The 14,404-nt window shown below is 69.9% G+C and carries 8 protein-coding genes; 5 read left to right on the top strand and 3 right to left on the bottom strand.

What is annotated here, in order from left to right; all coding sequences use genetic code 11:
* Positions 1-21: 21 nt before the first annotated feature.
* From AC5P7A_RS12275 to AC5P7A_RS12255, 5 genes are all read left to right on the top strand, one after another.
* Entirely contained in the window at positions 22-231 is a 210-nt protein-coding gene (locus AC5P7A_RS12275) for a DUF1656 domain-containing protein (RefSeq protein ID WP_010487502.1), read from the top strand.
* Positions 228-1,145, top strand: a complete 918-nt coding sequence (locus AC5P7A_RS12270) for an efflux RND transporter periplasmic adaptor subunit (RefSeq protein ID WP_014648927.1) — start codon at positions 228-230, stop codon at positions 1,143-1,145. The genes AC5P7A_RS12275 and AC5P7A_RS12270 overlap by 4 nt, the downstream gene beginning before the upstream one ends.
* A complete protein-coding gene (locus AC5P7A_RS12265) occupies positions 1,142-2,602 on the top strand; it encodes an efflux transporter outer membrane subunit (RefSeq protein WP_049442556.1) in 1,461 nt (486 codons plus the stop codon). The genes AC5P7A_RS12270 and AC5P7A_RS12265 overlap by 4 nt, the downstream gene beginning before the upstream one ends.
* 3 nt (positions 2,603-2,605) lie before the next feature.
* Positions 2,606-4,645, top strand: coding sequence for an FUSC family protein (locus AC5P7A_RS12260; RefSeq protein WP_111205876.1), 2,040 nt, complete (start codon positions 2,606-2,608; stop codon positions 4,643-4,645).
* 94 nt (positions 4,646-4,739) lie between these two features.
* Positions 4,740-5,138, top strand: a complete 399-nt coding sequence (locus AC5P7A_RS12255; RefSeq protein ID WP_049405551.1) for a hypothetical protein — start codon at positions 4,740-4,742, stop codon at positions 5,136-5,138.
* A gap of 226 nt (positions 5,139-5,364) precedes the next feature.
* Here AC5P7A_RS12255 and recD read toward each other — a convergent pair whose 3' ends face one another.
* The 3 genes from recD to recC are packed head-to-tail and all read right to left on the bottom strand — an operon-like array spanning position 5,365 to position 14,260.
* Positions 5,365-7,245, bottom strand: a complete 1,881-nt coding sequence (gene recD / locus AC5P7A_RS12250) for an exodeoxyribonuclease V subunit alpha (protein ID WP_495220170.1) — start codon at positions 7,243-7,245, stop codon at positions 5,365-5,367.
* Positions 7,242-10,919 carry an exodeoxyribonuclease V subunit beta gene (recB, locus tag AC5P7A_RS12245; protein ID WP_495220169.1) on the bottom strand — a complete coding sequence of 1,226 codons (3,678 nt, stop codon included), beginning with the start codon at positions 10,917-10,919 and terminating at the stop codon, positions 7,242-7,244. Before recB ends, recD begins: the two co-directional genes overlap by 4 nt.
* Entirely contained in the window at positions 10,916-14,260 is a 3,345-nt protein-coding gene (gene recC / locus AC5P7A_RS12240; protein ID WP_495220168.1) for an exodeoxyribonuclease V subunit gamma, read from the bottom strand. Before recC ends, recB begins: the two co-directional genes overlap by 4 nt.
* Positions 14,261-14,404: the final 144 nt, after the last annotated feature.

Here is a 14,404-nt window from a genome sequence, read left to right as displayed (position 1 = left end):
ACCTCGCCCCCGCCCCTACCGATGCCCGGTGAATTCAGTCTCCACGGAGTGTTCGTCCCGACCCTGCTCGGGCTGATGTTGTTGGCCTACCTGGTCAACAGCGGCCTGCACGCGCTGCTGCAGCGTGCCGGCGCCTATCGCCACGTATGGCACCCGGCGCTGTTCAACCTGGCCCTGTACGGGATCGTGCTTGGCCTGCTGTTCCACCTCCTGCGTTGGATGCAATCGTGAACAAGATCGTGAAGAAGACCCTGCCGGTGCTGCTCACCACCGCAGCCGTGATCATCGCCCTGCTGGTGCTGCGCCAGCTGTGGGTCTATTACATGGATGAGCCGTGGACCCGCGATGCCCATGTCGGCGCCGACGTGGTGCAGGTGGCGCCGGACGTGTCCGGGCTGGTGGAAACGGTGCAGGTGGCCGACAACCAGGCGGTGAAGAAGGGTGACCTGCTGTTCGTGGTCGACCGCGCCCGCTACCGCATCGCGCTGGAGCAGGCCCGCGCCAACCTGGCCGAGCGCCAGGCATCGGTGGCGCAGCTGCGCCGCGAGATCGGCCGTGACCGCAGCCTGCAGGACCTGGTCGCCGCCGAGGACGCCGAAGTGCGCCGCGCCAAGCTGCAGGCCGCACAGGCTGCGCTGGCCACCGCACAGGCGGCGGTCGACCTGGCCGAGCTCAACCTGGGCCGCACCGAAGTGCGCGCACCGGCCGATGGCCGGGTCAACGACCGCACCCTGCGCGTGGGCGACTACGTGGTAGCCGGCAAGCCGGTGCTGGCGCTGCTGGATACCGGCTCGTTCCGCATCGATGGCTACTTCGAGGAAACCCGCCTGCGCGGCGTGGCCCCGGGGCAGCGCGTGGACATCCGCCTGATGGGCGAGTCGGCCCCGCTGCGTGGCCATGTGGAGAGCATCGCCGCCGGCATCGAAGACCGCTACCGCAGCAACGGCAGCACCCTGCTGCCGAACGTGACCCCGGCCTTCGACTGGGTGCGGCTGGCACAACGCATTCCGGTGCGCATCGCCATCGACGAAGTACCCAAGGGCGTGGAACTGATCGCCGGCCGTACCGCCACGGTGACCGTGGACACCGGCCGCCATCCGCACAACGACAAGGCCGGCACTGCGCCGACACAGGCGGGCCTGTGAACGCCGCCCTGCCCCGTCTCGGCCTGATCGTTGCGCTGGCCAGCCTGGCGGCCTGCAAGACCGTCGGCCCGGATTACGCCCTGCCGGAAGGCTCGGCCTTCAAGCGCCCGCAGGCCAATGCGGCCTTCATCGATACGCAGAACCCGCAGGTGGCCGCCAACCAGGCGCTGCCCGACCGCTGGTGGTCGCTGTACAACGACCCGGTGCTGGACGGCCTGATCACGCAGGCGCTGCGTGACAACGTCGAGCTGAAGGCCGCCGATGCACATCTGCGCCGTGCCGCGGCGGTGTACGAGCAGGCGCTGGACGCCGGTGGCTTCGAGTACGAGGCCGAGGCCGGGGTCAGCCGCGCGCAGCTGTCGGCCGAATCGTTCCTGCAGGAGCACGAGCTGCCGGTGATCAACCTGGCCGATGGCAAGTTCGCGGTCAGCTACCAGTTCGACCTGTTCGGCAAGCTCAAGCGCGGCGCCGAGGCAGCGCGTGCCGACGAGCAGTCCGTTGCTGCCGCGCGCGACCTGGCCCAGGTCAGCGTGGTCGCGCAGGTGGCCGACAGCTATCTGGAAATCTGCCACGCCAACCACGAGCTGCACGTGGCCGAACATTCGCTGCAGCTGCAGCAACGCAGCCGTACGGTCACCGAGCGCCTGATCGCGGCTGGCCGTGGCACGCCGCCGGAACTGGCCCGCGCCAATGCCCAGGTCGCGCTGCTGGAAGCCGCGCTGCCGCCGCTGCGCGCGCAGCGTTCGGCGGCCGCCTATTCGCTGGCCGCCCTGCTCGGGCAGACCCCGGGCCAGCTGCCGGCCGGCGTGATCGACTGTGCACACGCCCCCGGCCTGGCGCAGCCGCTGCCGGTCGGTGATGGCCGTGCACTGCTGCGGCGCCGCCCGGACGTGCGCCAGGCCGAACGCAAGCTGGCTTCGGCCACCGCGCGGATTGGCGTCGCCACCGCTGAGCTGTATCCGGACATCCGCCTGGGGGCCTCGCTCGGTGCCGCCGGCCTGCTGGAGGATTTCGGCACGCCGATGACCCAGCAGTGGTCGATCGGCCCGCTGATCTCGTGGACGCTGCCGTCGTCCGGCACGCACGCACGCATCCACGCTGCCGAAGCGGGCGCCGATGCGGCCCTGGCCGAGTTCGACCACACCGTGCTGCAGGCGCTGCGCGAGACCCAGACCGCGCTGGACCGCTACGCGCAGGACCTGCGCCGGCTGCAGTCGCTGCGCACTGCGCAGGAACAGGCCGCATTGGCCGCCGAGCAGAACCGCCGGCTGTACCAGGGTGGCCGCACGCCGTACCTGTCCAGCCTGGATGCCGACCGCAGCCTGGCCACCAGCGATGCCACCCTGGCGGCCGCCGAAGCGCAGGTCTCGCGCGACCAGATCCATCTGTTCCTGGTGCTGGGCGGTGGCTGGCAGGCAAGCGCCACCGCGCCCAACGCCTCGACCGCAGCGAAGTAAACCATGAACGCGCTGACCGACCGCCAGGCCTGGCTGTTCTCGATCAAGACCTACCTGGCCGCGGTGGCCGCGCTGTACATCGCCATGGCCGGCAACCTGTCGCGCCCGTACTGGGCGATGGGCACGGTGTACATCGTCAGCCAGCCGCTGCTGGGCCCAACCCGCGCCAAGGGCGTGTACCGCATCGTTGGCACCCTGGTGGCCGGCCTGGCCACCCTGCTGGTGCTGCCGGCGCTGGTGGAAACGCCGCTGGTGCTGAGCGCGGCGATGTCGATCTGGCTGGCCGGCTGCCTGTTCATGGCCCTGCTCAACCGCGGCCCGCGCGGTTACGCGTTCCTGCTGGCCGGCTACACCACCGCCTTCATCGGTTTCCCTGCGGTGACTTCGCCGGAGACCATCTTCGACACGGTGGTGGCACGCAGCGAGGAGATCATCCTCGGCACGGTCGTGGCGGTGCTGGCCGCTTCGCTGCTGTTCCCGGCCTCGGTACGCCCGATGCTGCGCGCGCGCATCGGCAACTGGATGGAGGACGCCGCGCAGTGGTGCCGGCAGATCCTTGAACGTGGACGCGCGCACGCGCCGCGCAACCGGCTGGCCGCCGACCTGGTGCAGTTCGAGGCACTGATCGAATTCCTGCGCCGCGATGATCCGCGCCATGCCGGGTCTGCGGTGTCGATGGAGCGCCTGCGTGAGCGCATGCTGCTGCTGTTGCCAGTGCTGTCCTCGATTGCCGATCGCCTGAGTGCGCTGCGCAGCGACGGCCAGGCCCTGCCCGAAGGGCTGCCGGCGCTGGTCGATGACATCCACGATTGGCTGGATGGCCCGACCAACGCCAGTGAATACGCCCGCCTGCGCGCGCGCATCAGCGCGCTGAAGCCGCAGGTGGACCGCGACCTGCAGCATCTGCAGCTGGCCAGCCTGCTGCTGCGCCTGGAGGAACTGGTGGACCTGTGGCAGGACTGCCGCACCCTGCAGCACGCCATCGACCACGGCACCGCGCCGCTGGACCGCGCGCATTACCGCATCCGTACCGAACGCGTGGCCGCCGACAAGCACGTCGACTACGGCATGGCGCTGTTCTCCGCGCTCAGTGCCGGCGTGGCACTGATGAGCTACTGCGTGCTGTGGATCGCGCTGGGTTGGGAGGGCGGTGGCAACGGCGCGATGATGGCGGCGGTGACGGCGGCGTTCTTCGCCGCGCAGGACGACCCGGCACCGAGCATGGTGTCGTTCCTGGTGTGGGCCATGGTCGCCTCGGTGGTGGCCGGCGTGTACCTGTTCGGCGTGTTCCCGGCCGTGCACGACTTCGGCCTGCTGGCGCTGGTGCTGGCGGTGGCGTTCCTGCCGCTGGGGCTGATGCTGCACCACCCCAAGAGCGCGCTGTTCGCACTGCCGCTGACGGTGAACCTGGCCGCGCTGCTGAGCCTGCAGAACACCTACAGCGCCAACATCCAGACCTTCCTCAACTCGTCGATCGCGATGTTCATCGGCATTGGCTTTGCGGTGGTGATGACCCGCCTGTTCCGTTCGGTGGGTGCCGAGTGGACCGCGCGCCGGCTGGTGCGGCAGGGCTGGACCACGCTGGCCGAGGCCGCCGAAGGGCGCGGCCAGCAGGACCGCCAGCGCTTCGCCGCACGCATGCTCGACCTGCTGGGCCTGCTCGCGCCGCGCCTGGCGGCGACGCCGGAGGGCAGCGACATCGCCTCGGTGGACATGCTCAATGAAGCACGCATCGGCCTGAACATCCTGCAGCTGCGCCGCGCGCGGCTGGAACTGCCCGAGCGCAGCCGCGAGGCGGTCGAGCACATTCTTGAGGAGGTCGCCGTGCACTACCGGCGGCAGATTGCCGCACGCAAGCCGATGGTGGCGGCCGACGCATTGCGCGAGCGGCTGGATACCTCGCTGGGACGGGTCGGCAGCGTGGCCGCCTGCAAGGCGCGCGACGAGGCGCTGATGGGCCTGATCGGCCTGCGCTTCGCGCTGTTCCCGGAGGCGAAGGCGCTGGCGCCGGGCCTGGCCATGAGTGCGGCCGAACAGCCCTAGCGCGATACCCTGTGCGTCCACAGCCCCCGTTGCCGGGGTCGGATCCCTCGCCGCCGGCGAAGGCGCTGACCCCTGCTCTGCACAGGAAGCTCCAATGAGTTACGACATGATGGTGTTCGAGGCCAGCGCCGCGCCACGCGAGGCGGCAGCCTTCATCGCCTGGTTCGAGAAGCAGACGCAGTGGAACGAGCGCCACGAGTATGACGACCCGGCAGTCAGCAGCGCGGCGCTGCAGGCGTGGTTCGCGGAGATGGCGCAGGACTTCCCGCCGTTGAACGGCCCATTGAGCAACGACGATGACGACCGCGCCGAGGTGACCGAGTACAGCATCGGCCAGCAGGTGATCTACGGTGCGTTTGCCTATTCGGTGGCCGAGCGTGCGCATGGACGCGTGCAGGACCTGGCCGAAAAGCACGGCGTGGGCTTCTTCGACGTGAGTGCCGATGAAGCGGCGATCGTGTTCCCGGATGGGCTGGTGTTGATCGCGGAATAGGTGTGGCGGCAGGGCTGCGCCCTGCACCTGCCGAAACAACGTCAACAGCAACGTCAAATGCGTGCTCTCCGTGGGTTGGCGGGGTGGGTCCAGGCCATGCGTGGATGAACGTCGGAATGATCGAAGTACGCTTTTGTAGAGTCGAACCGTGCTCGACTGCTTTTGCCTGGCGATCAGGTGAAGGGGTCAGAGCCCGTTCCCGGTGGGACCGGGATCCGACCCCGATTCAGAACAACTGGCCCTGCACCGTGGGCTGTTCGAGGCGCGCCGGTGCTTCGGCCACCGCTTCCGCACCCAGCCGCCAGGCCAGGCCACCCAACCGGCTGGCGTGGCGTTTCAATGCGGCCTGCAGCACCTCTGCGCTGCCCGCCACATGCAGCACCTGGCGGGCGCGGGTCAGGCCGGTGTAGACCAGTTCGCGCGACAGCACACGGCTGTCCTGGCGTGGCAGCTGCAACCACACTTCATCGAACTCCGAGCCCTGTGCCTTGTGCACGGTCATCGCAAAGGCGCTTTCGTGCGCGGGCAGTGCCGCCGGGTGGAAGGCGCGCGGCTGCTCGACGGTGTCGCCGGGGAACCAGGCCACCATCGCGCCGCTGCGGTCGCGCAGGCAGATGCCGATATCGCCGTTGAACAGGCGGTGCCGGTAGCTGTTCTCGGTCACCAGCAGCAGGCGGCCCTGGAAGTAGCCCGGGGCGTTGCCCGCCAGGAGTTGCTCGATACGGCTGTTGAGGCCACGCGCGCCCTGCGGGCCTTCGCGCAGCGCGGTCAGCACGCGCAGTCGCCCGGCCTGCTGCAGGGCAAGCACCGGATCGGCGGCGTCGGCCAACGCACGCCAGTGGCCCAGCAGGTGCTCGCGCTGGCCGCGCAGCGGGTCTGCCTCGCCTTCATGGAAATGCACGCCTGCCAGTTCACCGCCGCGCAGCAGCTGCAAAGCGGCGACGGCGTCACCCTCGCGCACGGCATCTGCCAACGGGGCCAGCACCAGTGCATCGCTCTGCCGGTACCCTCGTTGCAGCTGCACGCGGCGGCCGGCGAAGGTGTTCGGTTCGGCCTGGGGCTGCAGCGTGGACGGCGCCAGCAATCCACGCAGCGCCTGCGCGTCATCGGCGCGGGTGCCGATGCCATCACCGCTGGCACGCAGGATCGCACTGAGTACGTCGCCGGCCTCCACCGACGGCAGCTGGTCGGGATCGCCGAGCAAGATCAGCCGCGTGCCGCTGGCGATCGCATCGACCAGCTTGGCCATCATCGGCAGATCGATCATCGAGGCTTCGTCGACCACCACCACGTCCACCGGCAGCGGATTGTCGGCGTGGTGGCGGAAGCGCGGCGAATCCGGGATCACGCCGAGCAGGCGATGCAGGGTGGTGCCGGAACTGGGCAGTGCCGCGCACAGCGCCGGGTCCACGCCGTGCTCCTGCAGGCGCTGCACGGCCAGCCGCAGGCTCTCGGCCATGCGTTCGGCGGCGCGCCCGGTGGGCGCGGCCAGCGCCACCTCGGGCAGCGGCTGGCCAGCGTGCCGGGCCTGTGCGGCCAGCAGCAGCAACAGCCGCGCGATGGTGGTGGTCTTGCCGGTGCCGGGGCCGCCGGTGACCAGCGCCAGCGGATGGCGCAGGGTCACGCCGGCGGCGCGTGCCTGGTGATCCTCGCTGCCCAGTGCCTGCGGGAACAGCTGCGCGAACAACGGTGCCAGCGCGGCCATGTCCGGTGCCGGCAGCGGATGCCGGCCGATGCGCTGCAGCCCGGCCGCCAACTGCCGCTCGTACTCGCGATAGCGGCGCAGGTAGAGCAGGCCGTTCTCCAGCACCAGCGGCGCATCCTCGGCGATGGCATCGGCCTGCTCCGGCGTCGCTACCCAGGGCGATGCGCGCAGCTGCGCCAGCCAGTCCTGCGCGGCAGGCCACTCGGGCACGCCGTCCAGCAACCGCTGCGGCTGTGCCGGATCAAACCCGGCGTGGCCCTGCGACACCGCCAGCGAGGCGAGCGCGGCCGCCAGCGCCACACTGTCCGGCGTGTCGTCGCGCAACCGCTGCAGGCTGGTCGCCAACGCGTGATCGAGGGTGCGCAGCAGGCCCTTCTGGTGCAGTTCCTTCAGCAGGCTCATGCGCTGGCCCCACGGGCACGTGCGGCCAGTTCGGCCTGGGCCTGTTCGCCACCTGCGAACAGTGCGTCGAGTGCATCCACCAGCGCGAACGGGAAGCGGTCCACATGCACGCCGTTGCCGGCTGCATCCAGGCCGCGGCAGAACAGGTAGCGGATGCCCCCCATGTCGCGCTCGTAATCGTAGGCCGCGCCCAGACGGAAGCGCAGCCAGCGATGCAGGGCCACGGTATAGATCAGCGCCTGCAGGTCGTACTCGCTGTGGCGCATGGCAATGGCCAGCAGGTCCGGACTGTAGCCGGGCAGCCGGTTGGATTTGTAGTCGAGCACGTACCAGCGCCCGTCGCGCACGTAGGTCAGGTCGATCATGCCGGTCATCAGCCCTTCCAGGCGGCGGCGCTGGCCGAAGCCGCGACGCGCACTGGAAACCCCATGTGCATGCAGCAGCTGCAACAGCGCCGGTACCGTGGTCGGTTCGATGGCAAAATGGAAGTCGATTTCCGCGCGCCGCTCGCCTTCGCCCAGGCTGTGCAGCGCACCGCCCTCGGGCAGTGGCACGGTGAGCGTGTGGCCGACCAACGGCACCAGCACCGCCACGCCATCGTCCAGGTCGACGTCGGCATAGCCTTCATCGTGCAGCGCCTTGCGCAGCACCTCGGCCTGGCCCTCGGGCGCTTCCAGGCCCGGCTGCCAGCCCCCCCACGCAGCGAAGTCGACGTTCTCCATCGCCTCGTGCAGCACGTTGCCGAAGCGGCTGCCCATGAAGCGCGGGTCGACCGGCGGGCTGTCTTCGACGGCGGCGGGTTCCGGCAGCGCGGGCTCCAGCGGCAGTTCCGGGCCCGCGGGTTCGTCGGCGGCGGGCGCCGGCAGCTCGGTGGCGGCGGCTTCAATATCACTGCCAGCGCCCGCGTCGGCATGCGCCAGCTGGGTGAAGCTGTATACCCACCAGTCGTGCGGCACGCGCCGGGTCAGTGCACGCACTGCCGGAAGATCCCCTTCCACTTCGGCCGCCAGCTGCGGCAGCGCGGCCACTGTCTCACTGTCATCGATGTGCACGTCGGCGTGCGCGCGCAGCGCCTGCAGGTCGCCCAGCAGCGGCGCCAGGCGCGTCTTGCCAAGCCCGGCCAGATCACCCACGGCGATCCACAGCGCATGCTCGGCGCGGGTCAGTCCCACATACAGCAGGCGCGCATCCTCGGCCCGCTGCTCACGCTCGCGCTGTGTGCTGGCCGCTTCCCAGGCCTCGTCCCTGTCCAGCTTCCAGTGCAGCTGGCGCTGGCCATCGACGTGCACGGTGCAGTGCGAGGCGGTGTTCGGTGCGCCGCCGTCGATGCCGACGAAGGGCAGGAACACCAGCGGATACTCCAGGCCCTTGCTCTTGTGCAGGGTGATGATCTGCACGCGGCGCGCATCCGATTCCAGGCGCAGCAACTGCTGCTCGTCATCCTGGTCGGCGCTGGCCATCTGCCCCTGCAGCCAGTCCAGCAGGCCATGCATGCCCAGCGCCTGCGCCGAGGCTTCCTGCAGCAGTTCGCCCAGTTGCAGGTAGTTGGTCAGGCGGCGCTCGCCGTCGATCAGCGCCAGCAGGCGTTCGCCGTGCGCGGCACAGACATCGGCGATCACCGCGAACGGACCACCGCGCTGCCAGCGCTCGCGCCAGTGCAGCAGCTGCGCCTGGAACCCGCGCTGCAGGTCGCCCTCGCGCTCCATCGCCGCGATCGCACTGGCCCGCTGGCCCAGCAACACCGTGGCCAGCGCTGCACGCAGGCGGCCTTCGTCTGCCGGTTGCAGCAGCGCCAGCAGCAACGCGCGCAGATCACGTGCCTCACTGGTGGCGAACAGGCTCTGCTTGCCCGCCGCCACTGCGGGTATGCCAACCGCAGCCAGCGCGCGCTGCACCAGCGTGGCCTCGCGATGCGAGCGCACCAGCACCGCGATATCACCAGGCTGCACCGGGCGCCCACGCAACACCGCTTTGCCCGCACGCGCCTCGACCAGGGCCTGGTGGATCGCAGCGACGCAGGCCTGGGTCGCTGCCTCACGCGAGGCATCGGCACTCATCGCCTTGTCACCCCCGCTGCGCAGCACGCGCAGGGTGAGTGCCTTGGCGGCGTGGCCGTCGTGCAGATAGTCCTCATCGGTGCGCACGCCACCGGGACGCACCCGCTCGAACTGGATGTCAGGCTCGAGGAAGGCGTCCTCACCCCCGTTGTCGTACAGCGCCTGCAACGCGCGCAGCACTGACGGTCGCGAGCGGAAGTTCTGGTCCAGCACCGGCGCCTGCTGCGCCACCTGCTTGGCCTTCAGGTAGGTGTGGATGTCGCCGCCGCGGAACCCGTAGATCGCCTGCTTGGGATCGCCGATCAGGAACAGCGCCGGTGCCAGGCCGAGTTCGCGCACCTCCGGCGAATCGCCGAACACGGTGTGGAAGATGTTCCACTGGCGATCATCGGTGTCCTGGAACTCATCGACCAGCGCGATGCGGTACTGCGCGCGCAGCTGCCTTACCAGCGGCAGCCGCTGCGGGCCTTCCAGGGCCAGTGCCACGCCATCGATCAGATCGTCGTAGGTCTGCACCCGGCGCGTGCGCTTCAGCGCCTGCAGGCGCTGCATGGCTTCGGCGCGAAGCGCGTGCAGGAAATTCAGCGCGGTACCACGCAGCCAGGCATCGCGTTCGGCCAGCAGCGCGACATAGCGCGCCAATGGCACCTGCACTGGCGACGACGGCGTGCGGTCGGGGAACTTCTTGTTGGTCTTGTCGCCCAGCACCTCCGGCAGCAGTGCCGGCAGGCGCTCGCTGGCCAGCAGCTCGCGCGGGTCGCCGCGCTCGGCCCAGGCCAGCAGCTGCCGGCCCAGCGAGTGCAGCCAACCCAGCTTGTAGGACACCCCGTTGATCCACTTGTTGTCGACGGCATCGCAGAGGTCGATGAAGAACTGCTCGCCATGCCCGCGCAGCGCCTGCTGCAGTTCGGTGGCGGCGGCCTGCAAAGCCGGCTGTGGATCGGCCAGCGCCACCGGCCGCGGCAACGGGTGCAGAGGCGGCGCGGCCAGCAACGCGCGCAGATCGGTGGCCAGCGCGTCCGGGTTGGACCACAGCCAGGTCAGCGGCTCCAGCGTGGCCGCGTCGTTGGCGTGCACCCGCCACAGATCGGCCGCCAGTTCCTCCAACAGCTCACGGTCGCTGGCCAGTAGTTCCGGCGGATCGAAGGTATGGCCGCTCTCCAGCGCATGCTCGCGCAGCACGCGGGTGCAGAAGCCGTGGATGGTGAAGATCGACGCCAGGTCGATCTCATCGGCGGCCACCTGCAGGCGGCGCTTCAGTGCGGCGGCGCTCTCGGTGCCCCCCTGCAGATGGCGCTGCAGCACCTGGCGGGTCAGCCTCGTGTCCGGTGCTTCGCCCTCGGCCGGTTCCAGATCGACCAGGCGCGCGGCCAGCGACAGGCGCTCGCGGATGCGCTTGCGCAGTTCCTGGGTGGCGGCATCGGTGAAGGTCACCGCCAGGATGTGGCCGATGCGCAGGCCCTGCTCCACCACCAGGCGGGTGAACAGCGTGGCCAGGGTGAAGGTCTTGCCGGTACCGGCGCTGGCCTCGATCAGGCGGATACCATCCAGCGGCAGGGCCAGATAGGGATCGCCCGCCATGCGCTGGGAGTCCTCATCGACGATGGCGGTGCTCATGTGCTGCCCTCCTGGCGTGCATCGGCGCCAAGGGTGCGGCCTTCGCGCACCGCGCTGAAGACCACCTGGCTGTTGCGCAGCAGATCGGCATAGCCGGCGTCGGTGGCAAATGGATCGGCACCGCGCAGCAGCAGCTGCCAGGCGTCGCTGCTGGATTCACCCCAACTGCGGTCGCTGCCGTGCCACTGCTTCCAGCCTTCGCTGCGCTGCTTTTCGGCCGGCGCGTTGTACAGCACCCAGCCGGTGTAGGGGGCAAAGCGCAGCGGTTCACGCAGTCCGCGTTGGCGCAACTGCAGCAATGCGCGCAATGCCGCGCGTGCAGCAGGAGCGCTCAGTGCCGGCAGTACATGCGGGCCGGGACCGGCGTCGCCGCCATCATGGAACTGCACCAGCGGCAGGGCATCGCCGGCAGCGTTGGCCAGCAGCCAATCCAGGCCCTGGCGGATCACCGCAGTGCCATTGAGGGTGCCAGCGCGCAGGCGCACCAGCCCGTCGGGGTGTCGATCGGCCACACGGCCATGCAGGCGCACGCCATCGATCTCCACTTCATAGCGGCGGCTTTCCAGCGGCTCGCCCCGCATCCAGCCCAGCAATGCACTGGCATACGGGCGGGTCTTCAACTGCTCCACCTCGAACTGGCGCTCACCCAGGGGGCCCGACGGCAGCAGGCCACGCGCGCGCAGCCGCGGATACAACGGCTCGGTATCGCCACTGAGCGTGGCGCGTACCACCGCCGCCTGCACGCTGCGCTTTTCCGGCCCGCGCGAGGACAGCACCAGCGGTTCCAGGTCATCGACCTCCTCGACATCGTCGGCCAGGCGCAGGCCCAGCGACTGCGCCAGGAACTGCCCGGCCGGATCGCACAGGAAGCGGCGCAGGGTATCGAGTGCAACGTCGTCTTCCACCGCATCGTCGAGCGGCGGCAACGCGGCATCGAACCACGGCTGCAGGCCTCCGCGCGCGCCGGTGAGGCGACCGGCGGCCGGATGCCATTGGCGGCGATAGCTGAAGCGGCGTGGATCACCGTCACCGAACGCCGCCGGAGAGAACGGCTGCAGTGCGTGGCGCACGGTGAAGTCGCGGACCGCCGCAGGCGGATCGAGGTGATACGCAGCGGCGGCATCGATCAGTTCACTGACCAGCACCGACGGCTCACGCGCGCTGCCATCGCGCGGATCGGCACCGAGGTAGCTCAGGTAGAACACCTCCTGCGCGGCGGCGAACAGCTGCAGGAACAGGAAGCGGTCGTCTTCGCGGGTGGAGCGGTCGCCGGGCCGGCGGCGCGGCGTGTCCAGCTCGGCAGTAAGCTGGTTGAGACCGGCAGCCGGGTCACGGCGCGGGAAATCGCCATCATTGAGACCGAGCACGCAGATCACCCGGAACGGCAGCAGGCGCATCGGCACCATGCGGCCAAAGCTGATGCCACCGGTCAGCAGCGGCGCGCGCGTATCGGCCTCGCCCAGTGCTCCGGCGAAGTGCGCGCGCACGACCTCCGGCGGCACCCCGTCCGTGAAGCCGGCCTTGGCGGCATCATCGGCGAACTGGTTGAGCAGCTTGCGCAGGCGCTCCAGGGCACGCTGGCTGTTGGGCGAACTGGGCGCAGTCGGCAGCAGCGCGTCCAGCAGCGACAGCAGGCGTTGCCGCCACTGCGCCGGCGTCAGCAGTTCGCCGAGGCGGCGCTGGTAGACCGCCAACACGCGCAACAGGCGCAGCAGCCGGTCCAGGGCTTCCAATGCGCCGCCCTCCAGCTCGATCCACGGGGCAACACCGGCCAGGTCGGCCTCGCTGCCGGTGGCATGACCGAGCACCAGGCGATCCAGCGCGAACTGCCAGGTGTAGGCGTCGTCGGCCGGGGCCTGGTGCTGGTTGCGGTGCCTCGCATCCAGGCCCCAGCGCGCGCCAGCCTGCTGCAGCCAGCCATGCAGGCGATCAAAGTCCACCGCCTCCAGCCCGGCCGCTTCGGCCAGCGGCGCGCTGGCCAGCAGGTCCAGCACTTCGTTCAGGCCGAAACGCGAGACCGGCAGGCCCAGCAGGTGCACGAACACGTCGGCCAGTGGCTCGCCGGCGAGCGGACTGCTGTCGGCCAGCGCATAGGGAATGTGCTCGTCCTCGCCCCCACGGCCGCCGAACACTGCTTCCAGATAAGGCACATAGGGGTCGATGTCCGGTGCAAGCACGGCGATCTCCCGCGCCTGCAGCGGCGGGTCGAAGCGCGGGTCCTGCAGCAGGCTGCGCAGCTGGTCGTGCAGCACCTGCAGTTCGCGCAGGCGGGTATGGCAGGCATGCACCTGCAGGCTGGGATCGTCGCTGCGCAGCCCGTCGCGCAGCTCGCCCGAGGGCAGCGCACGGCGGTGGAACAGATCGCGCTGCAGGCGATGCAGCAGGCTGTCGGACAGTCCACCTTCGGCCAGCGTCGGCCGGGTGTCGTCCTCCGGATCCGAATACGCGGCAATCTCGCCGGCCGGGTGCACCACCTCGTAACTGCCCAGCACCGCCATGAAATCGCGCCCGGCCGCGCCCCAGGCTTCCAGCAGGCGGTTCTCACCGGCCGCTTCACCGAAGGGATCGGGCGCGCCGCTGCGCAGGCGCTCGGCCAGCGTCTGCAGGTCACCCCAGTACGACTGCACCGGCGTGGGCATATAGAAGTGCAGCTCGCCCACCCGCGCCTGGGTGGCCATCACCCGCAGCACATCGGGCGAGATGTTGAGCGTCGCGAACGCGGACATGCGTGGTGGCAGGCCCTGCGGCAACGGCTGGCCGGCGCCCTCGAAGCGGTCCAGGTAAGCCTGGATGCGGCGCGCGCGGTAGTCGTGGCCAGCGGCGATGCTGCGCCAGAGGATGGCCTGCGGGTCGGCCGGGTCGGCGCCGGCCTCCCAGCGCAGCAGCCAGTCGCGGCGCCAGGCCTGGTACTTCTCGAACACCGACGCCAGTTCACCGGCCAACGCCCACGGCTTCAATGCATCGCTACCGGCAAGATAGGACTGCAGCGCGCGCATCGGTGGCTGCGCCAGCAACGCCGGGTCGCGCAGTGCCTGGTACACCTTCCAGTGCAGGCCGGCCGCGTCCAGGTCGTCGCGTTCGCCGGGCACATTGGCGTTGAGTGCCCGGGCAACGAACTCGCCCGGGGTCAGGAACTCAAGATTGGCGGCCACGCCATATTCGGCAGCGAGTGTTGCTTGCAGCCAACGCCGCATCGCCACCTGCGGAATCAGCACCACCTCCGGCGCCAGCAGCGGCTGACCCGCAACCGGCGCACGCACGTTGCGCGCCAGCAGCGCGGCCAGCACGTCCAGGGAGTTGGAATGGTAGAGGCGGAAATCGCTGCCCGGGTCACTCATCATGCACAGTGTGCAGCACGGCAGGCAGTATTCAATGGCCGGCCCATCGCCGGTACGGATTGTTCCGGGCTGCCGGCCGATTATCCCGGCCTGGCAGGGATCTTGCCGTGCCACAATACTGGACCGTCCAGTCTGCTTATGTTCAGC

The organism is Stenotrophomonas sp. YJH_SMC_65 (assembly GCF_059369475.1).
This window is presented reverse-complemented; position numbering and strand designations above follow the sequence as displayed.